Below are 24,770 nucleotides of genomic sequence, written 5' to 3' on the forward strand. Positions count from 1 at the left end.
GGTTTTTTTTAAACCTAAATTAGCGGTATAATACTAGCTAAATATATTTGAGGAGTAACATTATGAAAATCAACCAATTTGGTCGCATTAAAACTGATTTAAAAACCGAGTTAAAAGAACTAACAGACATTCGTTTTATCAGTAGTAACCCTGTAGAAAATGCTAAAAAACAATTTAAAGACTTCTTGCGTATGGCAACTTTAGAAGCTCACAGTGATACTATCTTCAATCAAAAAATGGGTAACTTACTTGCTACACCTAATAGTACTGTCGCTGACTTTTTAGAAAATGATGAACCTATCACTGACTCAGTGTTTTATTTAATTGCGTTACAACTACTTCAATTCCAAGTAGATATTGATTTTGACCCAGAAAAACCGGTTCAATCATTCAAGAAAATGAAGTTACCAGTTGTTGTACAATCAGAACTCGAAACTGGCGAGGACGTTGCCCACGCTTGGTATGTACTACTAACTACTCATACAAAGAATGGTGAAACATACTTAGATCAATTAGCTCAACAGGGATACTTCGTTCCATTTTATAAAGATACAACAAAGCCGTTAATTTTTAATGGTAAGACACAACCCGTTTTCGATCCCCATCAAACTATTCGTGAAGTTGTGTACGTTGAAGCTCCTCTTGATACAGATGAAGACGGTAAACGTGATTTAATCAAGGCCGAAATCTTACGTCCTGCCCAAACTAAAGATGGATATAATGCTCCTGTTCTTTATACATCAAGTCCTTACAATCAAGGAATTAACGATGAAATGGGAGAAAAAGCTACTCACAATGCTGATGTACCTTTGGTAGAAAAGGAACCTAATAATTTAACTAAAGAAGCTGTAACTGCAGAACCTTTTGCACCAGTTCTTCCAGCAGAACGACCTGTTAAAAATTATGTAAAGGAAGCTGAACAATCATTTGCCAAAGAACAATCATATACATTGAATAATTACTTCTTAGCTCGTGGATTTGCGATTGTCTATTCTGCAGGAATTGGAACACGCGATTCTGAAGGTATTCGTGATACAGGTTCAGTTGAAGAAACTGTTTCAACCGTCGCCATCATTGAATGGTTGGCTGGTAATCGCACTGCTTTTACAAATAAAACTGATAACATCGCCATCGATGCATGGTGGTCCAATAAGAAAATTGCTATGACGGGTCGTTCATACCTAGGGACTTTAGCAACTGCCGCAGCTACTACAGGTGTTAAAGGACTAGAAACGATTGTTTCAGAAGCTGCCATTTCAAGTTGGTATGATTACTATCGCGATGGCGGACTAGTTGCTGCTCCAGATACTTTCCAAGGTGAAGATATGGATGTCCTAGCTATGGAAGTATTCAGTAGAATGCAAGATGCTGGCGATTATTTAGGCATTAAAGATTACTTTAATAAAGTAATGGAACGCCTTGGCCGTGATCAAGATCGAACAACTGGAAATTATTCTAAATTCTGGGATAGCCGTAATTACTTGAACAATGCCAAAAATATTAAGGCTGACATGATTATGGTGCATGGATTAAATGACTGGAATGTTAAGCCACGTAACGTAGGTAACCTATGGAATGCTATCCGTGATTTACCAATTAATAAAAAAGTAGTCTTACATCAAGGTCAACATATCTATATCAATGCTTTCCGTTCAATTGACTTCACAGATATGCTTAATCTTTGGTTCTCTTACAAACTATTGGATGTCCAAAATGACGCTGATAAAGTTCTACCAAACGTTATTATTCAAGATAATGTCGAAGCTGAAACTTGGAATACCTACCCTGACTGGCAAGATACTTCTGATACTGATAAAACGTTCACCTTGCAACCTAAGTTCTTAATTGAAAGCAATTTAGAAACAAAACCAGCCGCTGCTTCATTTAAAGACTACTTAGACGATGATATCTTTGATAATTACAAATCAAATCTCAGCCAATGGCACACAGATCTATTTAACACTGAACACGCCACAAACGGTAAGAACAATATGCGTAACAACCGTTTGATTTTCAAATCAGTTCAGTTGGATGAAGACTGGTTCATTGATGGCGTTCCAGAAGTTAAGGTGAGCGTTGCAGCTAACCAGCCATTTGGTATGTTGAGTTTCCAACTAGTGGACTATGGTAGTGCAAAACGTTTAACAACTACACCTACTATTTTGAATGCTAAATCACTCAGTGGTAGCTACGACTGGCGAACTGACGATCTTCGTGAATTTACACTTCAAAAACAAAGCACCCCTTGGAAGATGATTTCCAAAGGGCACATTAATTTACAAAATCGTACTAACAACTACAAAGTCGATGAAGTAAAACCTAATGAATTCTACGATGTATCAGTTAAATTACAACCTACCTTCTATCACCTAGTTAAGGGACATCAACTAGGATTAGTAATTTATGCCACTGACTTTGAAACTACTATTCGTGGTAACCAGAGGTTGCAGTACTCACTTCAATTGAATGATAGTGAATTGACGGTGCATTTGAATAATCATCACAAGGGCTAATCACTTAGTATATGAATAAAAAGCGTCTCAACTAAAATCTCAGTTGGGACGCTTTTTGATTATAAATACTTATTTAAAGCTTTTCTCGCTTTTTTCACACTATATTTTCTTTCATTTAACGGAATCAATTGACCATAATTATCAAAGAACTGGCCGGTGACAGATGTTTTACTATCCATAATATTTTTAATAGCGACAACATCTTCATTCGTGACTTTTTGAGTCCATTTCATTAGTTCAGATTTAACTTCACCCGGAAAGACTGCATTGACTTTAATATTATCAGCAGCCAACTCGTTCGCCATTAAAGTTACCAATAATGTTTTATGGGTTAACAACCAGACACCTTTAAATAACGCATTAAACTGCCATTCATTGATTGGTCCGTATTTAACAATTTGTGGAGCGCCAGTAATCAAAAATACGTTTGGATTCTCAGACTTTTTCAATAAGCTAACTAGGTTATGCGTGAGCCAGTAATGACTTTGAATATTCTTAGTAATGTTATCTTGCGCCGTCTTAGGTATTACACCAGCACTATTAACTAAAACATCTAGCACATCATGATCTTGAACATACTCTTCAGCTACTTTTTTATTTTCAGATTCAACAGCTAAATCACCTAAGGGATAATCGATATTCTGATTACCAGTTAAGTCTTTTAGATCATTAACCGCTTTTTGTGCTCGATCTTCATTTCGACCGAGTAATGTGATGTTGTTATCTCCAAATGCAAAACTCTTTGCGACCGCCTTACCAACACCTGATGTTCCACCTGAAATTAAAATATTCATAATTACTAGACTCCTTGAAATAAAAGTTAGACATCTGTCCAAGAATTAGATTACAATGTTTTTGTATTCATGCCTATCATCAAAATATTGATGTAGTGCAAGGTTGAACAAATCTATAGAAATGTCCAAGTAAAAATGAGAATAGAAACTAAAAAATCACAATCCAGAAATAAGAAACGAACCCTATTGGCTTTTTCAGCAGCCCTATTTAACTTGGTCCAAAAACAATCTTTTGAAAAGGTTACTGTGAACCAAATTCGCGAAATCGCTGATTATCCCCGATCAACTTTTTACAACTACTTTGAGGATAAATTCGATTTATTAGATTACTGCTGGTCAGTTCTTTTAGACCAAATTAATGTACCAAATACTGATTCAATCAATAATCAAACAGCCATTACCGTTTATTTTGACCGTGAATATGATCTTATCAAAGATAATATGGATACTTTTGAAAAAATCCTACGTAACAATCCCAGTAACTTCCTTTCCGCAAGCCTCAATAATTATATTGTTAGTGGCGGAGGAAAAATGTTTGAACATATCTTTACTGATGAAACAGATATGCCAAAAGAACTTTTACTCAACCACTGCTTTGCAACAATAACGATTGTTCTAGACTGGATTTTTATTAAGCATCATGACCTATCAAAAGAGCAAGCCCATGTTTATTTAGCTAATTTGTATGGGATTTAGTAAATATTGCATGATGATATTTCTGTCTGTAAAATTAGCTTATTAAACAACAATGGAGAATTATTATGACAACAGAGAAACTAAGTATTCTGATCATTGAAGATAACCAGGATTTAGATAATCTACTTGAAGAAACATTGACACCTAAATATGATGTTCACTATGAAAAAGACGGTGCTAGTGGTGTTTCAGCTCTAAAATCCCAAAGTCCTGATTTAATCATCTTGGATTTAATGCTGCCTACTTTAAGTGGAGAAAGTGTACTTTCTCTTATCCGCCAAACTAGTCAGATTCCTGTGATCATCTTAACTGCTGTTCAACAAAAGTCTAAGGTAGTAGAACTACTACAAAAAGGGGCAGATGATTATCTTACTAAACCATTTGATTTAGATGAATTAATGGCAAGAATTGAAGTTCAACTGCGCAAATTCCACTCTGACACCAACTCTCAACATGACCAGCCAAATTCAAATATAATCAATTTTAAAGACGTTAATTTAAATAACCAAACGTTTACCGTGACTAGAGGAAATACTAATGTTAATTTGTCTCGGAAAGAATTTGAAATACTAGAACTACTACTTCAACATCCCTACCAAGTGTTTAGTAAGGCTAATCTATATGAATCTGTGTGGAACGAGCCCTTCTTCGGGGACGAGAACACTATTACTGTACATTTAAGCAATCTGCGCCATAAGCTTAATTTACCAAATACCAAGCCTTACATTGAGACCGTTTGGGGTATAGGCGTTCGTTTTACAAAAAAGGAGTCTGACGAGTAATGTTAATTATTTTTCTAATTATCCTTATAATAATTTTGCTTGTGATTCTTTGGCAACTAATTAGCGGGATTCGTCATATCATTTCAGATTTAAACTATATAAACAATCATTCCACAAACGCAAGTGTGACAATCAATAATTCGAATAAATTATTGAATCGTTTGGTTATATCAATTAATCAACAAATTGACTTCTCACGTGAAATGAATCAAAAAAGGCTTAGCGATGATGAACAAATCAGAAATACAATGACCAATCTAACTCATGATATTAAGACACCTCTGGCAGTTGCATCTGGATATACCCAATTACTGGAACAGTCCGCAACAAAAGATCAAAAAACCAAGTTAGATCGAATATCGATTAACTTAACATCAATCGATAAATACTTGGCAACTATGATGGATTTTAATATTTTGAATGAACGTCGAATTAATTTCACACCAACTGATACCAATATTTCTGAGTTATTAACAAATTCATTATTGAGTTTCTATGATACTTTTGAAAACTCACAAATTACACCAGTGATTAATATTGCTGAAAACCAATATTTATTAACCGATGCAACACTACTGACTCGGGTTTTTCAGAATTTGTTTGGTAATGTTGCAAAATATGGCAGTAAAACAGTATACGTTCTACTTGAATCAGAAACTAAGGACTCCGTTAAAATCATTTTAAAGAATCGGGTTTCTGACCCCTCAATAGCTATGAAAATGACAACTTTGATGGATCGTTACAAAACAACAAAACCCCAAACCAGTCAAGGTTTAGGGCTTCAAATAACAAGTTCAATTTTAAAACAACTTAATAGTTCAATTTCTACAAAATGGCTATCATCGTCAAATGAGTTTGAGGTAGTTTTGAATCTACAATCAGTAACTAGAGTTCCTGATGATTCATTGCAAAAATAGTAAGCAACCACGTCGCTAGAATGGTCAATACACTGACGACTAAGTAAGGCGCTATCTTATCAATCGTTAATTCACCCAGAGCTAATCGATTTGAAATCGTAAAGAAATCAAAGTATTTTACCCAATCCCATCGCGAAAAAACAGCAACTATAGTCATAATCATTGGCCAAGCTACGATAAAGATGCTTGAGATAATTAGGCTTTTAGATATTACTAGAACAACCACCGCTAAACTGAAAATAACACAAATAGCCAATGTCTGACTAAAAACGCAAGTTATTAACACATTCCAAAAATGATGTACTGTTCCACCAATGACCGAATGCTTAAACAAACCGGTAATAATAGCTACTCCAAAATAACTAAAAATCATTATGAACACGATAACTAGCAGCGCAATGAATTTGTTTACAATAAACTGTAGACGACTAATTCCACTGGTTAGCGTGTTTTTATATGTCTTTTGACTAAACTCATATCCAACCGTCATTACAAATACTGCGATTAGAATATACATAACTACTGAAGTCGATAATGATACGCGCGTAGCTATCTCAACCAAAGACCATTGTGCATCAGTGTACTTTGGTGCGCTTTCGGTACCAACCATAACTCCTCCAACAGATTGCGAGTTAGTAATGGCTCCAGCAATAATCATAATTGCTGCCCACGCTATATAAATACCACGCGTGCGGACAAGTCGATAAATATCTGCAGTAAATAATCGCATAGTCTTATTTCACCTCCACTTTTGCTTGCTCGGCATTACTAATTAACCGAGTGTAATAATCTTCAAGTGAACCTTCACGTTCTTCAATACTAGAAACCGTTACATCAGCATTAATTAGCGTTTTATTAATTTGGGCTGTATCAATGTCAGTATTGTAAATAATTAAATTATTTGTTGAAAGAACTTGAAATTTATTGATGTGAAGTTGGTCTAATACTTGTGCAGCTCGATCAGTATTATCAACTGTTATTACAAGTCCTGACTGATTACGACGGTCCAATTCTGCCTTACTAATTTCTTCAATTACTTCTCCCCCATGTATGAATCCAAATGTCGTTGCAACTTGATACAACTCACTCAGAATATGACTTGAAATTAAGATTGTAGTTTGACGATTATGGTTCAAATCTTGTAATAACTTACGGAACTCAATAATTCCTGAAGGATCAAGTCCATTGATTGGCTCGTCTAAAATCAGAAAATCAGGATTTCCTAATAATGCAATGCCCAGACCAAGTCGCTGCCTTTGCCCTAGTGAGAGTGAACTACTTTTGCTCTTGTACTTAGCAGTTAAGCCCACAAAATTTATAACCTCTTCTACTTCTTTTTTTGCATTTACTAAGCCTTTTTGCTTAGCTATTACCATTAAATTTTGTTTAACTGACAAATTTTTATAAAAGGTTGGTGATTCAATAATAGAACCCGTTCTGCGCAAAGATTGTTGATAATTATTTCCTAATTTCTGACCCAATAGCGTAATTTCTCCAACTTTTGTTGGCGACAAACCTGTCACCATCCGCATAATGGTACTTTTACCTGCACCATTAGCCCCAATCAATCCATATATTTCACCTTTTTTTACAGTTAAATTAACTCCCTTTAGAACTTTTGAACGACCAAATTGTTTCTCAACATCTCTTAAAGTTAAGGCATTCTCAACCATATTTATCCCTCCCTACTGATTTGAAGTATGAACTTTGAATATTAATTAACATATTAATTGAATATTAAAAAAGTATTAATTGTGTTGCAGAACAATCAATACATTAAATTTCACATTTTATTAAAAAAAGATACGAACAATACAAAAATTGACGCACAATCTAACAGAGTCATAGGTAAAGTGCGTCAATTTTTGCATTTGTCGTATAGTAAAAGACATAGTACATCAAAAGGAGCCAGTCTAATTATTTCTCATGAAAACTCACCGTCCCAGCCAAAATTGGCACAACGTTCTCAGACGTTTTCAAAACCAGTGCTCCATCATCTCTAAAATCAGCCACTCGACCGACTAAATGCTGATCATTCAAATCGACTTCAACCATTTGTTGATACATCGTTGATAATTCTTTATAGTCATTTAACCAGCTATCATTCTGTTCTGAATGGTAGCTTTTTTTAATTCCATCTAAAACTTGCGTTATGAATTTTTGATTATTATCAGCCGAAACATTTTCAGATAGATTAATTGCAATGGATTCCAACTCTGCAGGAACAGATTGTTTAGAGATATTAATACCAAAACCAATCACTAACCCGATAATTTGATTGTTGAGATTTGTAACAAGTTCACACAGAATTCCACCAAGTTTTTTCCGATTTAAAATTAGATCATTGACCCACTTTAATTTCACATCACTTTGATAAACTTCGTTCAAAGTCTGAGCGATAACTGTCGCGGTTTGCATCGTGATTGCTCCGGGGTTAATCGGTACCATATTAGAGATTGGAAAAATAATCGAACAGTACAAACCACTCTGATCACCACTCCATTTTCGAGCATGTGACCCATAGCCACCGGTCTGTTGATCAGCGATCAAAACTGCATTTTTCTCGACTTTGCCATCTTCCAACCACTGCTTAGCGGTTTTATTGGTTGATTCAATTTCATCAAAAAAATAAAAGTCAAAGCTTGGTAGTGCCCTTTGTAGCTGCTCTTGATTGAACTCCATTCGTGATTCCTCCATTGAGAACGCTTTATATTTCTGCTATCATAGACCTAATTTAAAGAAACTAGGTGGCTATATTGAAACAAGGTACAACTATTTTAACATTAGATAACGGTTACCATCTTTGGTCTCATACAGATGGCGATGAAAGCTCAATTCATTTGCTCGCATTGCACGGTGGCCCTGGTGGCACACATGAATACTGGGAAAACTTCCATGATGAACTTTTGAAACAAGGCTTGAACGTTCAAGTTCATTATTATGACCAACTTGGTTCATGGTATTCTGATCAACCAGATTACTCTGATCCAAAGATTGCTGACAAGTACCTCACTTACGATTACTTTCTTGATGAAGTTGAAGAAGTTCGTCAAAAATTAGGAATTGATCATTTCTACTTAATCGGCCAATCATGGGGTGGCGCTTTAACAATGCTCTATGCTCTTAAGTATGGTGCACATTTGAAGGGTGCTATCATTTCATCAATGGTCGATAACATCGATGAATACCTTGAACATCAAGACGCAATCCGTGATGAAGCATTGGCTCCTGAAGATGCTAAATTCATGCGTGACTGTGAAAAGACTGGTGAATGGAACAACGAACGTTACCAAAAATTAGTTGATGAACTAAATGCTGGTTACGTTGATCGTAAACAACCACTCGCTATTCAACATCTTGTTTCAACAATGGCAACTGATGTTTATAACGTATTCCAAGGCGATAACGAATTCGTTGTTACTGGAAAACTAAAGGATTGGGACGTTCGTGACCAAATCCACAACATCAAAGTTCCTACCCTTTTGACATTCGGTGAACATGAAACAATGCCACTTAAGTCAGCACGTCGTATGGAACAAGATATTCCAAATGCTAAGTTAGTTACAACTCCAGATGGCGGACATCATCATATGATTGATAATGCTCCAGTTTACTTCAAACATTTGGCAGACTACCTTCGTCAAGTTGAAGATGGTACTTTTAATAAATAATCAATTTAGAGGACTGAACAACACTTTGTTGTTCGGTTCTTTTTAATAGCATTTCTAAAAGTTATTATATTAGCAATATCTCTAATTTATAGTTATTATTATCTATAATAAATCAAGGAGGCTTCACAATGGAAAAACTTACAGATACTTATACACTAAATAACGGCGTTAAAATTCCGGTAGTTGGATTTGGTACTTGGCAATCTGCTGATGGTGACGAAGCTTATAACTCAGTTAAAGCTGCTTTGGAAGCTGGCTATCGTCATATCGATACAGCCGCTGCTTATGGTAATGAAGACAGTGTTGGAAAAGCTATTAAAGACAGTGGTATTCCTCGTCAAGACATCTTCTTAACTTCAAAATTATGGAACGTTGATCATGGTTACGAAGAAGCTAAGAAAGCTTTAGATGCTTCTTTAGATAAATTAGGCGTAGAATATTTGGACTTATACTTAATCCATTGGCCAAACCCAGTTAAGTTCCGCGATGATTGGCAAAAACGTAACGCTGACTCATGGCGTGCAATGGAAGAAGCTTTAGATACTGGTAAAGTTCGAGCAATCGGTGTTTCTAACTTCCGTGAAAAGCATTTGGATGAATTGCTCAAGACCGCTAAAGTTGTTCCAGCAGTTAACCAAATCTTCCTTAACCCTAGTGACATGGAAGAAGGATTAGTGGAATACAACAATAACCACGATATCCTTTCAGAAGCTTACAGCCCACTTGGCACTGGTAAGATCTTCCAAATCAAGGAACTCAAGGATATTGCTGACAAGTACAACAAGAGCGTTGCCCAAGTAGTACTTCGTTGGTCACTTCAAAATGGTTTCTTGCCATTACCAAAATCCGTTCATGCTGATCGTATCAAACAAAATACTGAAATCTTTGATTTTGAGCTTTCAGAAGCTGACATGAAAACGATTGATGGTTTCCATGGCGTTGCTGGTTTAGCTCAAAACCCTGACGAAACAACTTTCTAAAATAAATAATCAAACTAAAGCCATAGCTCACATTGAGTTATGGTTTTTATTGACTCTTATACTATACGTCGTATAATATGAATTGTTAAATAATATTAGGAGGAGAAAGGTATGAATATTCAATTAACCAGTGAAGTCCTCGATGGTTTAGTTTTATCACTCCTTACCCATCAGGATTACTACGGATATGCAATCACCCAAGAAATTCAGAAGAAGTTTCAAATTTCTGAATCAACCTTGTATCCTGTCCTACGGCGTTTAAAAGCTAAAAAATGGCTAACAACCTATGACCAACCATTTCAAGGACGAAATCGGCGATACTACAAGATTACTAAAAGTGGTTATCAACAATTTCAAGCAATTCTAGAAGCTTGGAAAAAATACGATCAAAATATCAACGAGATTTTTAACAATACCGAAAGTGAGGCAAAAGAAAATGATCAAGCAGGACTACATCAACGAACTCAAAACCAATCTCCATGGACTGAGTAATGGTGAAATTAATGAAGCAGCTGAATTTTATTTAGAATATATGGAGGATGGTCACCTAGATTCACGTGCTGCAATTGTTGACAAGCTGGGCACTCCTAAACAATTAGCACGTAAAATTATGGCAGATTATTCTATCAAATCAGATGTTTCAGAAACAAGTACCCAGAATAACCATCAAGAAAAAACTCCTAAGTCACCAAAAACTAATTCAGCAACTATTTGGATTATTATTTTAGCTTTACTCTCTACGCCCGTAACGATTCCACTCGCTATCATGGTTGCTGTATTTGTCTTTGTTGCAATTTTATTAGGCGGTGTTGCGGTTGTAGTAATTTGCGCTTTATATTTCTCAGCGGTCATGGTTGGATTAAAGTTCATTCAGATAAGTTCAGCCCTCCTAGTCACTAAAATGTTTGCCGGACTATTTTATTTGGGAACAGGTCTGATTATTCTTGGAATTGCTATCTTAATTATCCCAGTTGTTTACACCGTCATTAGTTGGGTTATCCAAGAGCTTACAGTCTTTATCAAATTTATTTATCGTAAGATTTCACGCAAGTCAAACCAAAACGGAGGTCCCCACTATGAAGAAAATAACCATTAGAATCAGTGTAATCATCTTAACAATAGGCTGCATTCTAGCTCTAATTGGCTGGTTTAAAGGTGGCAGACAGAAACTATTACACATGGGCGGCGATCCCAGCTTAGCTCAAAATAAGAAAACTGAGCATAACTTGAACTCATTTAATAAAATCAATGCCACATTGAGTACTTATAGCTTAAAAATAAGATCTGGCAATGAATTTAAAATTCAGACTAAAGGTATTGACCCAAAGCGGTTAAAATATTCCGTTAATGATAACCAACTGGAGTTAAAACAAAGTGAGACGAAAAGCTCTTTCATATTCGATAGAATATCTATTTTTGACACTAATCAAACGGTTACTATTACCGTCCCCAAAAATACTAAGTTAAAATCAGGATCAATAAATACTGAAAGTGGTGACTTTTCAATAGATCAAATGAACTTTGATGCACTCAAAGTTCAATTATCCGATGGAAACTTTCATAGTAAAAACAGTTCATTAAATAATGCTGTTTTGCATTCTAGTGATGACGGAGATATTAATTTTACTGATACAGCATTAAATAACTTCAAAGCAACCTTAAATGATGGCGATTTTTCAATGAAAAAAGGATCATTTAAGAATAATAATTCCATTTCATCTAACGATGGTGGTATTACTATTTATAATATTCCAGACGCCGAATATCATTTAACAAATGACGATGGTGCAAACTACCTTTTTGGTAAGTCTAAAGATCATTACATTTCCAGTAAAAATACCAATGCTAACAAGGTCTTCATTAATAACAATGATGGCGACAATACCGTCAAGTAACTAAAAAAACGGCACAGACTTACTGTCTGAGTCGTTTTTTCACATCTAGAACTTTTCCCATGGAGCAACTGAATCCATAAAGTTTGCTGCTGGATCTTTTTCGGTTGATAATCCAGCGATTGGACGGAAGACCGTTGTTAGGAAATCCCAGAGTGGTGATGGAATTGCTAATTCTTCTACATCACTTGGTGACAACTTGTAACGGATACTCCCTTCATCATCTGAAAGAATTTTTTCAACCCACTTTGGTTCACGAATTAATTCACGGCCAATGGCAGTGAACTCAAATTCATCAGTTGATTTGCTGGCATCGGCTGGAGTTTCAACTCCACCAACAACCATCAAAGGAATCTTGCCATTCAAGGCTGCTTTAATCTTTTGGTTGATTGGTTCTTGATCATCTTTATTATTCAATGAAGTCCGCCAAACATTACCCATTGAAACATGAAGATAGTGAATACCTGAATCTGCCAGTTTAGGAACAAATTGTAAAGTATCCTCTAAATGGATTCCAGGATTTTCAATTTCTTCAGGTGAAATACGGTAGCCAATAATAAAGTCTTTTTTACCGCTATTTTTAACGACACGTTGTAATTCTTTGATGATTGCAAGTGGAAAACGCATCCGATTCTCTAAACTCCCACCCCATTCATCAGTACGTTGGTTTGAATTAGGTGAGAAGAACTGTTGGATTAAGTACGTATTAGCACCATGGATTTCAACACCATCAAAACCTGCTTGAATAGCACGTTTGGTTGCACTACCAAAGTCTGAAATCACTTGATTAATTTCTTCCACAGTCATTTCTTGTGGTATTTCTAAACCTGGACGTTCGGCTCTAATTGCGCTTGCACTACGTGGTTGTTCCCCGCGTAAAATTTTAGAAGTTGTCATACGACCAGCATTGAATATTTGTAAAACTGCTTTAGTACCATTTGATTTCATAGCTTGAGCTAATTTTGAAAGTTGTGGTAAGACAGCATCTTTGCTAGCTGACAATTCACCTTCAAAACCTTTACCTAAGTCAGATACGTTGGCACAACCAGTGATTTCCATCCCGATTCCACCTGAACGTAAACGGTAGTACTCGATTTCATCATTCGTTACAATTCCGTTCTCAAACGAACTCATTTCTGTCATTGGAGCCATCACAATCCGATTCTTGATGGTTACTCCGTTATTTAATGTAAATGGTGTTAAAAAATTATATTTTGCCATTTGATCATCTCCTCATTTGTTAATCCTATCACAAGCCAATTTATTTTTGGGGATTTGAGGTACCCAAAAAGAGTGAGCATTCTATTATGAACACTCACTCTTATTTGATGTTTATTTAGCGCGATCCAATCGCAATTTTTCAACGTTAATTTCTTTATCAATCCAAGTACTATAGAAACTATCCTCATGAGATACAACAATTAAGTTACCCTTGAAGCGTTGTAATGCTTCGCCAAGAGCACGCTTTGTTTCGTCATCCAAATGATTAGTAGGTTCATCCATGATTAGGAAATTAGATTCAATCAACTCTAGTAAAGCTAGTTTGACCTTCGTTTGTTCCCCACCACTTAATAAATGCATGGGCTTGATTGTATCAGCTGCATTAATTCCACATTTAGCTAACTTAGTGCGGATTGTTTTAGGTAGCATAGTTGGATATTTAGCTTGAATCGTTTCCAGTGGCGTTAACTTTGGATTATCCCAAGTTAATTCTTGACTGAAGTAGTTGACCTTAGCTGAAGGTGAAAAACTTGCTGAACCGTCTAAAGCAGGAATCAAACCTAAAATACTTTTAATCAAAGTTGATTTACCCGCACCGTTAAATCCAGAAAATGCGACTTTTTCGCCCGCCGTCATACTGAATGTAACGGGTTCAAGTAATTGTTTCTTACCATAACCAACTGCCAACTTAGTAACTGCAACAGCATTCTGTGAACCAGTTTCCAAGTATGGAAAATCAAAGTGACCCTGAATATTTTCACTAGGTGGATCAATCTTTTCCATCCGGTTCAACATCTTTTCACGAGACTTAGCCATTGTAGAACGTTGACCAGCCTTATTCTTACGGATAAAGTTTTCAGCTTTTTCAATTACAACTTGTTGTTTTTCAAAGGCTTTTAACTGAGTCTCTTTACGAGCATCCTTTTGACGCATAGCTGATTGGAAATCACCACGATATTTAGTAATTTGGTTAAATGCCACATCACAAATACAGTTAGTAACCTTCTGTAAAAAGTCGTAATCATGGGAAATAACCATGAAGGCACCTTCAAAACCATTTAGATAATCAGCCAACCATGAAATGTGAGCTGTATCCAAATAGTTAGTTGGTTCATCCAAAATTAAAACGTCTGGGTTTTGTAAAAGTAATTTAGCCAAAATAATCTTTGAACGTTGGCCACCACTCATTTCACTAACAATATGATCTTTACCAATATCGTCTAAACCTAATCCGGTCATAACCCGATTAATTTCCGTATCGATATCGTAAAAGTTATTCGCATCTAGATTTTCTTGGAGACGACCAGCCTTTTCAAGTAACTTATCGTCCAAATTTTCAGCATACTTGGCATAGTATTCTTCCATTAAGTCACGTTGCTTGAATAATTCAGCGTAAGCCGTTGTTAGAAACTCGTATAGCGTATCGTTCTTTGGAATATCAGCGTACTGATCCAAATAACCGTAAGTTACTTTATTTTGCCAAATGACACGTCCTTTATCTGGTAAAGTTGCTCCGGTTAAAATCTTAATCAACGTACTTTTTCCAGCACCATTTTGGCCCACAATTCCCATGTGGTCTTCTCTATTCAGTTCAAAGTTCGCATCTTCATACAATTGCTTATCAGCAAAACTATGACTCAGATGCTCTACAGATAGTAAACTCATCTTAAATCTCTTTTCATTACATAAATTGTCTAATAACCACCCTACCATGCTGAACACCAACGCGTCAAACAAATCATGTGCTATACTAATTTGGAAGATTTAGAGGAGGATTTAACATGAATATTCGTGACATTGATCATATTACTATCACCGTTTCAGACGTTGCTCGTAGCGAGCGCTTCTACCATGAAGTTTTTGATATGCCAATTTTGGAAGATACTGAACACCCAGGTGTAATGGCCGGCAAGCAAAGAATCTACTTTGTACTGTCAGATAATCAACCAAAGTTCCACGCTGACAAACCAACTACTGGTGCCATCGACCTTTGTGTCATCGCTAAAGATCCCATGGAAAGCATTGTAAATCACCTCAAAAGCTATTTCGTACCTATTTTAGAAGGCCCTTCTAAAAAAGAAGCCGCTCATGGGGAAGTAACTTCAATTATTATTCAGGATCCAGATAAGAATTTGATTGAGGTGGCAAATTACTAGAGAGTGAGACATCCCGGGTTACTTTTGAGCAATAACAGCTAATTAGCGAATATTCATGCTTTTCGAATATTTGATAATTTGTAGTTATGCGCAGAAAGTTGGGATGGCGAGCTCGTTTTCGATTAGAGAGTGAAACAAACCGGGAGGTTTCGAGTATAGCATAGGACTGGAAGTATTCCCCGAATTTGGGAATGGTTTCAGTTCGTAGCTAAACGGAGAAAGCTGGTTTGTGGAGCTCGTTTTCGATTAGAGAGTGAGACATCCCGGGTAGCTTTTGAGTAATAACAGCGAATTAGCGAATATTCATGCTTCACGAATATTTGATGATTTGTAGTTATACGCAGAAAGTTGGGATGGAGAACTCGTTTTATAACAAAATAGTGTAAAAAAAGACCCCAACTACCGCAAATAGTTGGGGTCTTGATGTATATGTTTGCAGCTCTTATCTCGCCACTTCTTATAGCTTTAAATAGCCCATTGTTTAACTACTGGTTGAATAATAGAAAAAATAAGAAGTAATAAAGATTAAGGCAACATCAACCCATACATAAATATTAACACGTCCAGCCCTATCTTGCCACGGCTTTTGAGGGATAAGATATACGCAAAAACACTCTATTTTATTTTTCATTTAACAAAATTTAATAATATAAATGACCTGTAAATATTGATACAATAGGAAAGTTGCCTTGCCTCAGTTGTAAGAATCATACAACGGATAGGAGGGATGTATATGTTTGCGGCGATAATCGCTCCACTTTTTGTGGCTTTAATTAGCTCATTGTTTAATTATTGGTTGAATAATAAACACAACAAAAAGCGGTAATACAAGGTAATACTCAACCCATCCGCTAATAAAATTAGTTAAAAAAAGACCCCAGCTATCTTCAGTAGCTGGGGTCTTGATGTATATGTTTGCTTTGTATCTTTATGATAACACGACTTACAAATCTTGTCACAGTTTTTAAAAGCTCAACGTTTATTTTCTAGCTTGTCCCTCGCCCCGAACAATATACTTCGTTGAGGTCAGTTCATTCAAGCCCATTGGGCCACGAGCGTGAAGCTTCTGTGTGCTAATACCAATTTCAGCACCAAAGCCAAACTTAAATCCATCCGTAAATCTAGTTGAGGCATTGACGTAAACAACAGCTGCATCGATTTCTTTCGTGAATTTCTGACTTGCGTCGTAACTCTTCGTAATAATGGCTTCACTGTGCTTTGTGTTGTATTTATTGATGTGAGAAATAGCTTCATCCAACGTATCAACAACCTTGATTGCCATAATAAAGTCGTTATATTCGGTAGACCAGTCTTCTTCTGTAGCTAGTTTAATATCAGGCAAAACTTCTTTTGTAGCTGCATCACCACGAAGTTCGACATTGTAAGCATGTAGCGCTTCTTCAACCATTGGTAAAAATTTATCCGCAATACTTCTTTGCACAACCAATTTTTCCATTGCATTACATACTGATGGACGTTGCGTTTTAGCATTCACAATAATATCAACGGCTTGTTTTAAGTCAGCTGTTTCATCAACGTAGATATGACAGTTACCAGCTCCGGTTTCAATAACTGGTACTGTCGAGTTTTTAACAACCATTTGAATAAACTTCGCACTACCACGAGGAATTAGCACATCAATATACTCTGTTAAGTTCATCAACTGATTAGCAATCGCATGATCCGGATTATCAATCATCTGAACGGCGTCGACTGGAAAATCATTCTCTTTCAATGCTGTTCTTAAAACTTTTGCTAATTCAATATTAGAATGTAACGCTTCTTTCCCACCGCGTAAAATAACAGCATTACCAGATTTAAAAGCTAATCCAGCAGCATCGACTGTCACGTTAGGACGAGCTTCAAAAATCATTCCTAGAACACCAAGTGGCACTCGAACTTGTGAAATATTCAAACCGTCTTCGGTAACCCAGCCTTTAATTTCTTCACCAATTGGATCAGCCAAACTACTTACCTGACGAAGACCATCAGCCATCGCATCAATTATTTCATTATCCAACTTAAGGCGATCCAGCATCACACCTTCAATACCATTTTCTTCAGCACTATCAATATCAATCTTATTAGCAGCTAAAATTTCACTAGCTTTGTTCTGTAATTCATCAGCCATCAAGTTTAAAGCTCGATTTTTTTCAATTGTTGAAAGCTGTCCTAAAACTGTAGCAGCAGATTTGGCTGCCTGTCCCATTTGATTTAAATCCATCGCTTTAACCTTCCATTTCAGTTGATTCAGTATTCGTAAACCACGTGCCGATATCCTGACCTTTTAAAATATCAAAAATAATATCTGGGTCAGATCCGTTGGCTAAAATCATTTGTTGGTTATTATCAAGGATTCGTTTAGCCGCCTTGAGTTTTGTAACCATGCCACCCGTGCCAAATTTAGTCCCCTTACCGCCAGCGGCATTAATCAAACTATGATCAACCCGACTAACTTTAGAGAATAATTTTGCATTCTCATCTTCATTTGGATTAGCACTATAAAATCCATCAATATCAGACAACATGATTAATAAATCAGCATCAATCACTTTAGCAACAATAGCTGAAAGCTGATCATTATCACCAAACTTGGTTTCATGATCCAATTCATCGACGGACACCGTATCATTTTCATTTACGATTGGAATCACATTCATTTGAAGCAATTCCTGAAAAGCATTTGATACATTCTTTTTGCTTTGGGGAAATAATAGAACATCCCTGGTTAACAACAATTGTGCCACGCTAATTTGATATTTCGCAAAAAAGCGTTCATAAATTCCAATCAGTTCACCTTGTCCAACTGCTGCAACGGCCTGTTGTCCAGAAATCGTTGTTGGTCGATCCTTCAAGCCAACTCGTCCCATTCCAACACCAATCGCACCAGAGGATACTAGCACAACTTCCTTACCTTGCATCTTTAACTCACACAAAACATCTGATAACTTTTGAATTGAATCACGATTGAGAGAACCATCCGGATTGATTAAGGAACTCGTTCCAATTTTAATTACGATTCGATTGCCCTTAATATTTCGTTCCATCAGTTTCACCCCACATTTTCTGTAATAAATTATATTGCTCATTATAACGGATTTAAGATTTCGTTCAAATATCTATGCTGAACAAAAAAGAGTTAGCTCAGTAATTCAACTGAATCTAACTCTGACAATTAATTGATGATAATTTGTTCAGACCACACTAATCCGACTGATTTACCACCGGTATAAGTTCCCATATAAGGGCCAATTTCTCCTGATTCTAAAATCAAATCTGGAAAACGTTCTGCTAAATGAGTCTGCCATTGCATGTTGCGATCACGGTCATTAGCATCAATCACAGTCACTAATAATGGTGTTTTGGCATCTCTCACCGCTTCAGCAAGTTTCTCTTCAATTGCATCCATTGCCTTGGCAATCTGGTGTTCTTGTCCCACCATTTCCAGACGTCCCTGTTTATTCATATGTAAGATAGGCCGCATCCCTAATAATGAGCTAAATACTGACCCACGACTAGCGATATTACCTAAATTCTGTAGTCCCTTAACATTGTTAACTGCAATGTAAACTTCAGTCTGATCGCGTAACTTCCGTAAATCGACCAAAACTTGATGAATATCACGACCATTGTCTAGCTCTTGAGCCGCCAGAATTGCCATGTTTCCGGTTCCAGCCAAAACTGACCGTGAATCAAATGGAAAAACCTGCAATTCCCGAATAGCTGGCGCTGTTGCAGAGACACTATTAATAAAGCCACTCATTCCACCAGATAATCCAATGCATAAAGCACCTTCATATCCATCTTCGGCAAGCTTTTGGAATAAGAACTGCATCTCACGCATTGAAATCTGTGAAGTTGTTGGATGAGCCTTTTCCATTTTTAACATACGATAAAACTCATCCGAATCAATATCAAGATTCTCATGATAAACGTGGTTACCAAACATAATTGGTTGGTTAACCACAATAATATTGTAATCTTGAACAGTTTTGTCACTCAAATTGGCTGAACTATCCACAATTACAGCTATCTTATTTTTATTCATTTTCAGTTATCTTCTTCTCCAAATACTTAGCTAGTTTAGCTTTCGGATAATATCCGGTAACCTTTTCAATTGCTTTGCCATCTTTAAAGAGAACCAAAGCAGGAATTCCCATTACCTTAAATTTTTCAGCAAGTTCTTGGTTATTATCAACATTTAATTTACCAAAATGCATTTTTCCATCGTATTCAGTTTCTAATTCTTCTAAAACTGGATCCATCATTTTACAAGGGCCACACCAAGGTGCCCAAAAGTCTACAATTGTGAGTCCGTCTGCTGTTTCTTCTTTTAAATTGTTACTGGTAATAGTTGCTGCCATGTTAAACTCCTTTAATCAGGTTACACCTTATTATATCATGCACCCTTGTTATTTCTATTTCGTAAAAAGTGAATCAAAAATGTAATTGCAAATGCAGCAATCACCACTAAGGCAAATATTCCAGATGGAATTTCAATATCAATCATTGGAATTGAAAGGAATAATTTCACCGCAATGATTGCAATCAATACGTATGCCATTGTTTCAAGTTCTGGTACACGTTTCATTAGGTTCATAATAATTTCAGCAATTCCTCGCATACATAGAATTCCAATCAAGCCACCAATCAAGACGATAACGGGATTACTTGAAATAGCTAATGATGCTAGTACTGAGTCTACCGAAAACACAATGTCCATAAACTCAATCTGGATAACTACTCGCCAGAATAGTGAAATACCACCTTTATTCTGCACTAATTTACGCGTTTGTCGGGGGCGTTTGTGTTTATCAAAGTATCGGTAAACGAGATAAATTAAATATAAAGCACCAACTACTTTAATTTCCCACAAGTGGATGAGAAAAGTTCCCACCCCGATAATCAGAAAGCGGAAGATATATGCTCCCCACAAACCATAGAAGAGTGACTTTTCACGATCCTTTTGGTCTGGCAAGGCTTGTGTCTGCGTTGCTAACACTACGGCGTTATCAACTGATAAAATACATTCAATCATAACTAGCGAAAGTATAACCAACCAGTCTGATTGCGATGTTATGACCATTTTCCAGTTATTAAGATCAAAGAATGGTCCATATAATTGACTTAAAATACTCACTTGATTTGCTTCTTTCTTGGAAAATTACTTTTAAACAACTTATTTTAAACGATTTGACTTATTTTTTCATCTAATAAGTAATAAACTAAAAGTATTATTAATTTAAGGTAGGAAATATTATGTTAACAACACGTCAAATTTCATCTGGCTATACTTGGGTCAATGTCATCGAACCAACTTCAAGCGAATTAAAATCATTGGTAGACGATTATGGCGCTACACTTGAAATATTAGGCTACGCAGTTGACCGTAATGAACGTGCCCGCGTTGAAACAGATTTAGATAAAAATATCTTTCTGATTATTTTTGATGCGTTAACTAACAACTTTGATAATAATGGACAAACAGAACCAATCAGTTTTCTAACAATTGGGAACGTCATTATTACCTTTACACATAATTCAACTTCTTACATGCAAGAAATCTTTGAAAACAATATCAATCACATCAAGGAAAATGATTTAATTACACATCAAATTTTTGATGCCATTTTAGAAACTCTTTATACATTAACCAATATGTATTTGGATGCGATTACTCAAATTAATTTTCAGAGACAATCAATTCAAAATCAATTTAAAAATAGATTGAACAGAACAGGTATCGATTCAATGTTGCAGTTAGAAACTAGCATCATCTACCTACTAACATCTGCTAAAGCTAACACTAGTTTACTTCTTAGCATGAATCGTATGCAGAATCTTCAAATGGACCCCGAACAACATGAACGACTTGAAGATGTTATTGTTGAATCTCAACAAGCGCAGGAAATGGCCGAACTTTGCTCTGATATTATCGATCGCGTTTCAAGTTCATATTCTAACGTTTTAGATAATAACCTGAACCATACAATGAAGTTCTTAACAGTTTTCTCAATTGTTCTTGCTGTTCCTAATATTGTCTTTGGGTTTTATGGTCAAAACGTTCCACTTCCATTTGGCAAAGCATCTTGGGGCTGGGAATTTACTATTCTTTTGTCATTTGGCTTGATTGGAATCGTCTATTTAATCGCCAATTGGAGCGACTTTTTCAAAAAATAAAATAATAAACGTTTTTTCGCTAACTTTATATATGATATCGAATAAATCAGATATAATAGAGGTTATGCCATAAAAGAACGCGTATGAAAGGAGAAACACGTGAGATATTTATCAAATTCTAAATTAATCGCACTAGCAGTCTGGTTAGTCGCAATTATTACTGCGATTTTTTTCTTGCGTACTCCTTCTTTCAACACACTGGAAACCACTCCAGAATTTGCAGTTCCGGCTTCTCAGACTTGGCAACATGGTTTAGATAAAGCCACTGAAGTCGATTTAACCTTTTCAAATTTCCAAGGACACTTTTCAAAATCACAAAAAAGTAATATCAATCAAAAAATGCGCATGATTGCGCAACAAGCTAATTATCTTGGTATCAATCGTATTAGTGCTCCTCAAGATAATTTTGTTACAAAACATTTCCAAAGCTCAAATGACCGCTCTGTTTTAATTTATCGCGTATTTCTAAATGGCAACAAAATGCCACTCCGTACCCAGTTATCTAAAATTAGCCAATTAACTGTTACACCAGGTGTCGAAACGAGTCTCAGTGGTCCATCAGCTGCCATTGTGTCGTATAACATGTCAGTCGAGCGTGCTACTCACATCGTCATGGTTGCACTAGCAATCGGTATGCTATTAATTACCGGAATCCTATTCCGATCCCTACTGGCACCATTTATTAGTTTATTAACGTCGATTACGGTTTATTTATTAAGTAACTTTAGTGTTCAAATCTTTAGTCATTTAGCTGGCTTCCCGTATTCGATTTACACTAAGCTAACCATCACTATCTTGGCTTTTGGGGCATTACCAGCAGCCCTCGTTATTTTCTACCGAATCTATTCAAATGAAATGGATAACGACGTGACGGGAGAACAGATATTTAGTTCAGCCTGGTACAAAAGTATCTTTTGGTTATTGCCGGTTATTATTACTCTGATTGGTTCGTACTTCGCCCAAAACGTCGTTATCAAGTCACTAGCTGGTGGGATTCCTACACTCATAATTGCTTGGTTAGCTTTCTTTACGTTGTTACCAATTATTACAACTATTTTCGGAGATCAGTTCTTCTGGCCAGGTCCAGCATGGCTCTTTGATGAACCCCATCGTTTCTGGAAAACAGTAAGTAATTTTTCACTTCACGAGCCATTAATCATTGTGATTGGCTTAGTGTTAATTATCAGCCCATTCTTTTTCTTAAAGACCCAATTTAGCTATGATATTAATCAAGCTCTTACGTCTGATAGTCAGGCTTTAGCAGGTGATCGAGTCAGCGAAGCTCATTTTGATCCAAATGTTAGTAACTCAACAACAATCTTCATTAAGAATAAAAATGGATTCAAGAATCCTAAGACGTTGGCAATGCTTGATAGCTTAACAAACCGTTTAAAAGCTGATCCACAAGTGGCAGCTGTAAACAGTTTAACTCAACCGGTTGGCATTCCAATCGACGCAATGTATGTCAACAACCAGCTAGGCAATGTCGACACTCATCTACAAGGTTCTAAAGTAGCTCTAGATCAATCTTCTAAAGAACTCAAAAAAGCGCAGTTCAAATTAGACAATTTAAATCTTGCAAGATTACAAAAACAATTAAACACTTTAGGAACAAATATTCACACCAACGCGAGTGATACCGCAACTATCCGAACTCAGAATAAACAACTTGTTAAGGACTTAAAAGATGTTCTAGATAGTGAACAAAACGCCGTTAACAGTTTGGAGAACGATAAACATCAGTCTGCTGTAGTTAGTCAAGCAGTCACAGATTTAAAATCTAACATAGATGACTTTTCAACTATCCGTGACAACCTTAATACGGTTAATCAAAACCTTGGAATCGTTGGAAGCAATGGCTCCGTTATTAAACAAGAACACTCCTATATCAGTAAGAAGTTTGCTAAAACCAAATCTGATTTAGATCAAATATCCAGTTTCATCGCCAATAGTAACGGTAAAATTAAAGTTGCTAATCATAATATTGGTGCAGCGGCCTCATATCTGGACCATTTACGTAATTCTGGAGTGATTGATACGGCCTACATTTCACCCAAGAGTTTCAACCAGAAACAATTCAAAGTTGCTCGTGCTGAATATAGTTCTGCAAATGAACAGTCAACTGTTATTCGACTACAGTTAAAAGGAAACCCCTTATCAACTGCAAATTTAAACTACGTATCACAGCTGAATCACGAACTGGATCAACTCACTCGTGGCAATCAATTAGGACAATCACAGCCAATTGTAATGGGCATTACAAACCAGCAACTGAAATTAAAACGACAATTAACTCGTGATATCAGATTGATTCTACCGATTATTGTCATCAGCGTTTTAGTAGCTTTGATTTTAATCACGCAGTCCCTTCTCCAAAGCATTTACAGTTTACTAGCTGTTTTCAGTTCTTACTTTGTTGCACAGAATATTTCTGCGTACTTAATCAAGTATCTGTTTAAAGATTCATTACTCTGGAATGCACCAACGATCAGTCTCTTTGTAAGTTTATTGATCATTTTAACAATCAATTCTTACTTCTTATCTCGTATGCAACAGGAACCTTTTAGACACTTAGAATCCGAATTTGAAAGTTTAGGTAACGTTCTAAACATCGTCTTCTTAGTAAGTCTAATGTTGGCATTAAGTTTCTTAGTGAGTCAAACACCACTATTCATGCAAATTGCCTTGATTACAACGCTGACCGTTGCCGTTTTCTTAGTGATTTATCCACTGATTATGACTAGTTTCTCTTACTATACTTATCGAGAATTCAAACCACGTCATCAATTGAAATAAACAAAAATACCGCCACTGACTAATTAAGCAGTGGCGGTATTTTTTAGATTCTTATTGATAATAGTCTAAATCGGAGAATCAAGACTGATTTCTGTGCATAGCTACGAAACCCACACGATTCCAAGTTTGAATCATCCGGTTTCCTATGCTATTGATCAAAATCACTCCGTCC

At 36.2% G+C, this 24,770-nt stretch carries 23 protein-coding genes; 12 read left to right on the forward strand and 11 right to left on the reverse strand.

Annotated features, from left to right (window positions below):
* Nucleotides 1-62: 62 nt before the first annotated feature.
* Nucleotides 63-2,513, forward strand: a complete 2,451-nt coding sequence (locus IV88_RS02115; protein WP_057798241.1) for a Xaa-Pro dipeptidyl-peptidase — start codon at nucleotides 63-65, stop codon at nucleotides 2,511-2,513.
* Nucleotides 2,514-2,572: 59 nt separating this feature from the next.
* Here the strand turns inward: IV88_RS02115 and IV88_RS02120 are convergent, their stop codons facing one another.
* Complete coding sequence (locus IV88_RS02120) at nucleotides 2,573-3,307, reverse strand: SDR family NAD(P)-dependent oxidoreductase (protein ID WP_057798242.1); 735 nt, start codon at nucleotides 3,305-3,307, stop codon at nucleotides 2,573-2,575.
* Between the two features lie 135 nt (nucleotides 3,308-3,442).
* On the opposite strand from IV88_RS02120, the gene IV88_RS02125 reads away from it, so the two are divergent.
* The 3 genes from IV88_RS02125 to IV88_RS02135 all read left to right on the forward strand — a co-directional run bounded on the left by IV88_RS02125 (nucleotide 3,443) and on the right by IV88_RS02135 (nucleotide 5,702).
* A complete protein-coding gene (locus IV88_RS02125; protein WP_083486820.1) occupies nucleotides 3,443-4,003 on the forward strand; it encodes a TetR/AcrR family transcriptional regulator in 561 nt (186 codons plus the stop codon).
* Between the two features lie 65 nt (nucleotides 4,004-4,068).
* Nucleotides 4,069-4,785 (forward strand): response regulator transcription factor, encoded by a 717-nt coding sequence (locus tag IV88_RS02130; RefSeq protein WP_057798246.1) that lies wholly within the window; start codon nucleotides 4,069-4,071, stop codon nucleotides 4,783-4,785.
* Nucleotides 4,785-5,702, forward strand: a complete 918-nt coding sequence (locus tag IV88_RS02135) for a sensor histidine kinase (RefSeq protein ID WP_057798248.1) — start codon at nucleotides 4,785-4,787, stop codon at nucleotides 5,700-5,702. Before IV88_RS02130 ends, IV88_RS02135 begins: the two co-directional genes overlap by 1 nt.
* On the opposite strand, the gene IV88_RS02140 is transcribed toward IV88_RS02135, so the two are convergent.
* From IV88_RS02140 to IV88_RS02150, 3 genes are all read right to left on the reverse strand, one after another.
* The gene (locus IV88_RS02140) at nucleotides 5,671-6,432 is read right to left on the reverse strand and encodes an ABC transporter permease (RefSeq protein ID WP_057798250.1); all 762 of its coding nucleotides are present in this window, start codon (nucleotides 6,430-6,432) and stop codon (nucleotides 5,671-5,673) included. The genes IV88_RS02135 and IV88_RS02140 overlap by 32 nt on opposite strands.
* A gap of 4 nt (nucleotides 6,433-6,436) precedes the next feature.
* A complete protein-coding gene (locus IV88_RS02145; RefSeq protein WP_057798260.1) occupies nucleotides 6,437-7,375 on the reverse strand; it encodes an ATP-binding cassette domain-containing protein in 939 nt (312 codons plus the stop codon).
* A 244-nt stretch (nucleotides 7,376-7,619) separates the two neighbouring features.
* Nucleotides 7,620-8,384, reverse strand: a complete 765-nt coding sequence (locus tag IV88_RS02150; protein WP_057798262.1) for a biotin--[acetyl-CoA-carboxylase] ligase — start codon at nucleotides 8,382-8,384, stop codon at nucleotides 7,620-7,622.
* A 74-nt stretch (nucleotides 8,385-8,458) separates the two neighbouring features.
* On the opposite strand from IV88_RS02150, the gene IV88_RS02155 reads away from it, so the two are divergent.
* The 5 genes from IV88_RS02155 (at nucleotide 8,459) to IV88_RS02175 (ending at nucleotide 12,248) form a co-directional block, all read left to right on the forward strand.
* A complete protein-coding gene (locus IV88_RS02155; RefSeq protein WP_057798264.1) occupies nucleotides 8,459-9,373 on the forward strand; it encodes a proline-specific peptidase family protein in 915 nt (304 codons plus the stop codon).
* Nucleotides 9,374-9,501: 128 nt separating this feature from the next.
* Complete coding sequence (locus IV88_RS02160) at nucleotides 9,502-10,353, forward strand: aldo/keto reductase (protein WP_057798266.1); 852 nt, start codon at nucleotides 9,502-9,504, stop codon at nucleotides 10,351-10,353.
* 111 nt (nucleotides 10,354-10,464) lie between these two features.
* Nucleotides 10,465-10,845 carry a PadR family transcriptional regulator gene (locus tag IV88_RS02165; RefSeq protein WP_083486822.1) on the forward strand — a complete coding sequence of 127 codons (381 nt, stop codon included), beginning with the start codon at nucleotides 10,465-10,467 and terminating at the stop codon, nucleotides 10,843-10,845.
* Nucleotides 10,790-11,449 (forward strand): DUF1700 domain-containing protein, encoded by a 660-nt coding sequence (locus tag IV88_RS02170; protein WP_057798268.1) that lies wholly within the window; start codon nucleotides 10,790-10,792, stop codon nucleotides 11,447-11,449. Before IV88_RS02165 ends, IV88_RS02170 begins: the two co-directional genes overlap by 56 nt.
* Nucleotides 11,430-12,248, forward strand: a complete 819-nt coding sequence (locus IV88_RS02175) for a DUF4097 family beta strand repeat-containing protein (RefSeq protein WP_057798270.1) — start codon at nucleotides 11,430-11,432, stop codon at nucleotides 12,246-12,248. Before IV88_RS02170 ends, IV88_RS02175 begins: the two co-directional genes overlap by 20 nt.
* A gap of 45 nt (nucleotides 12,249-12,293) precedes the next feature.
* On the opposite strand, the gene IV88_RS02180 is transcribed toward IV88_RS02175, so the two are convergent.
* Nucleotides 12,294-13,466, reverse strand: a complete 1,173-nt coding sequence (locus IV88_RS02180; RefSeq protein ID WP_057798273.1) for an NADH-dependent flavin oxidoreductase — start codon at nucleotides 13,464-13,466, stop codon at nucleotides 12,294-12,296.
* 111 nt (nucleotides 13,467-13,577) lie between these two features.
* Nucleotides 13,578-15,131 carry a ribosomal protection-like ABC-F family protein gene (gene abc-f, locus IV88_RS02185; RefSeq protein ID WP_057798275.1) on the reverse strand — a complete coding sequence of 518 codons (1,554 nt, stop codon included), beginning with the start codon at nucleotides 15,129-15,131 and terminating at the stop codon, nucleotides 13,578-13,580.
* A 116-nt stretch (nucleotides 15,132-15,247) separates the two neighbouring features.
* Here abc-f and IV88_RS02190 point away from each other — a divergent pair, with 116 nt between their 5' ends.
* Nucleotides 15,248-15,622, forward strand: coding sequence for a VOC family protein (locus IV88_RS02190; protein WP_057798277.1), 375 nt, complete (start codon nucleotides 15,248-15,250; stop codon nucleotides 15,620-15,622).
* Between the two features lie 979 nt (nucleotides 15,623-16,601).
* Here the strand turns inward: IV88_RS02190 and IV88_RS02195 are convergent.
* From IV88_RS02195 to IV88_RS02215, 5 genes are all read right to left on the reverse strand, one after another.
* Nucleotides 16,602-17,846 (reverse strand): glutamate-5-semialdehyde dehydrogenase, encoded by a 1,245-nt coding sequence (locus IV88_RS02195; RefSeq protein WP_057798279.1) that lies wholly within the window; start codon nucleotides 17,844-17,846, stop codon nucleotides 16,602-16,604.
* Nucleotides 17,847-17,850: 4 nt separating this feature from the next.
* Nucleotides 17,851-18,669: a glutamate 5-kinase gene (gene proB / locus IV88_RS02200; protein WP_147165222.1), complete on the reverse strand. Its 819-nt coding sequence runs from the start codon at nucleotides 18,667-18,669 to the stop codon at nucleotides 17,851-17,853.
* Nucleotides 18,670-18,797: 128 nt separating this feature from the next.
* A complete protein-coding gene (locus tag IV88_RS02205; RefSeq protein WP_057798283.1) occupies nucleotides 18,798-19,670 on the reverse strand; it encodes a DegV family protein in 873 nt (290 codons plus the stop codon).
* Nucleotides 19,663-19,986, reverse strand: coding sequence for a thioredoxin (gene trxA, locus IV88_RS02210; RefSeq protein WP_057798285.1), 324 nt, complete (start codon nucleotides 19,984-19,986; stop codon nucleotides 19,663-19,665). The genes IV88_RS02205 and trxA overlap by 8 nt, the downstream gene beginning before the upstream one ends.
* A 35-nt stretch (nucleotides 19,987-20,021) precedes the next feature.
* Nucleotides 20,022-20,762 (reverse strand): TerC family protein, encoded by a 741-nt coding sequence (locus IV88_RS02215; protein WP_057798287.1) that lies wholly within the window; start codon nucleotides 20,760-20,762, stop codon nucleotides 20,022-20,024.
* A gap of 119 nt (nucleotides 20,763-20,881) precedes the next feature.
* Here IV88_RS02215 and IV88_RS02220 point away from each other — a divergent pair, with 119 nt between their 5' ends.
* A complete protein-coding gene (locus IV88_RS02220) occupies nucleotides 20,882-21,802 on the forward strand; it encodes a magnesium transporter CorA family protein (protein WP_057798288.1) in 921 nt (306 codons plus the stop codon).
* Between the two features lie 99 nt (nucleotides 21,803-21,901).
* Nucleotides 21,902-24,598: an MMPL family transporter gene (locus IV88_RS02225; protein ID WP_057798290.1), complete on the forward strand. Its 2,697-nt coding sequence runs from the start codon at nucleotides 21,902-21,904 to the stop codon at nucleotides 24,596-24,598.
* The last annotated feature ends 172 nt before the right edge of the window (nucleotides 24,599-24,770 follow it).

This window comes from Pediococcus argentinicus (genome assembly GCF_001437605.1).
GTDB classification, from domain to species: Bacteria; Bacillota; Bacilli; order Lactobacillales; family Lactobacillaceae; genus Pediococcus; species Pediococcus argentinicus.

What these genes read in the sequence shown, in the direction of transcription:
- IV88_RS02115 (WP_057798241.1), top strand. Translation starts at nt 63, where the DNA reads ATGAAAATCAACCAATTTGGTCGCATTAAAACTGATTTAAAAACCGAG.
- IV88_RS02120 (WP_057798242.1), bottom strand. Translation starts at nt 3,307, where the DNA reads ATGAATATTTTAATTTCAGGTGGAACATCAGGTGTTGGTAAGGCGGTC.
- IV88_RS02125 (WP_083486820.1), top strand. Translation starts at nt 3,443, where the DNA reads ATGAGAATAGAAACTAAAAAATCACAATCCAGAAATAAGAAACGAACC.
- IV88_RS02130 (WP_057798246.1), top strand. Translation starts at nt 4,069, where the DNA reads ATGACAACAGAGAAACTAAGTATTCTGATCATTGAAGATAACCAGGAT.
- IV88_RS02135 (WP_057798248.1), top strand. Translation starts at nt 4,785, where the DNA reads ATGTTAATTATTTTTCTAATTATCCTTATAATAATTTTGCTTGTGATT.
- IV88_RS02140 (WP_057798250.1), bottom strand. Translation starts at nt 6,432, where the DNA reads ATGCGATTATTTACTGCAGATATTTATCGACTTGTCCGCACGCGTGGT.
- IV88_RS02145 (WP_057798260.1), bottom strand. Translation starts at nt 7,375, where the DNA reads ATGGTTGAGAATGCCTTAACTTTAAGAGATGTTGAGAAACAATTTGGT.
- IV88_RS02150 (WP_057798262.1), bottom strand. Translation starts at nt 8,384, where the DNA reads ATGGAGTTCAATCAAGAGCAGCTACAAAGGGCACTACCAAGCTTTGAC.
- IV88_RS02160 (WP_057798266.1), top strand. Translation starts at nt 9,502, where the DNA reads ATGGAAAAACTTACAGATACTTATACACTAAATAACGGCGTTAAAATT.
- IV88_RS02165 (WP_083486822.1), top strand. Translation starts at nt 10,465, where the DNA reads ATGAATATTCAATTAACCAGTGAAGTCCTCGATGGTTTAGTTTTATCA.
- IV88_RS02170 (WP_057798268.1), top strand. Translation starts at nt 10,790, where the DNA reads ATGATCAAGCAGGACTACATCAACGAACTCAAAACCAATCTCCATGGA.
- IV88_RS02175 (WP_057798270.1), top strand. Translation starts at nt 11,430, where the DNA reads ATGAAGAAAATAACCATTAGAATCAGTGTAATCATCTTAACAATAGGC.
- IV88_RS02180 (WP_057798273.1), bottom strand. Translation starts at nt 13,466, where the DNA reads ATGGCAAAATATAATTTTTTAACACCATTTACATTAAATAACGGAGTA.
- abc-f (WP_057798275.1), bottom strand. Translation starts at nt 15,131, where the DNA reads ATGAGTTTACTATCTGTAGAGCATCTGAGTCATAGTTTTGCTGATAAG.
- IV88_RS02190 (WP_057798277.1), top strand. Translation starts at nt 15,248, where the DNA reads ATGAATATTCGTGACATTGATCATATTACTATCACCGTTTCAGACGTT.
- IV88_RS02195 (WP_057798279.1), bottom strand. Translation starts at nt 17,846, where the DNA reads ATGGATTTAAATCAAATGGGACAGGCAGCCAAATCTGCTGCTACAGTT.
- proB (WP_147165222.1), bottom strand. Translation starts at nt 18,669, where the DNA reads ATGGAACGAAATATTAAGGGCAATCGAATCGTAATTAAAATTGGAACG.
- IV88_RS02205 (WP_057798283.1), bottom strand. Translation starts at nt 19,670, where the DNA reads ATGAATAAAAATAAGATAGCTGTAATTGTGGATAGTTCAGCCAATTTG.
- trxA (WP_057798285.1), bottom strand. Translation starts at nt 19,986, where the DNA reads ATGGCAGCAACTATTACCAGTAACAATTTAAAAGAAGAAACAGCAGAC.
- IV88_RS02220 (WP_057798288.1), top strand. Translation starts at nt 20,882, where the DNA reads ATGTTAACAACACGTCAAATTTCATCTGGCTATACTTGGGTCAATGTC.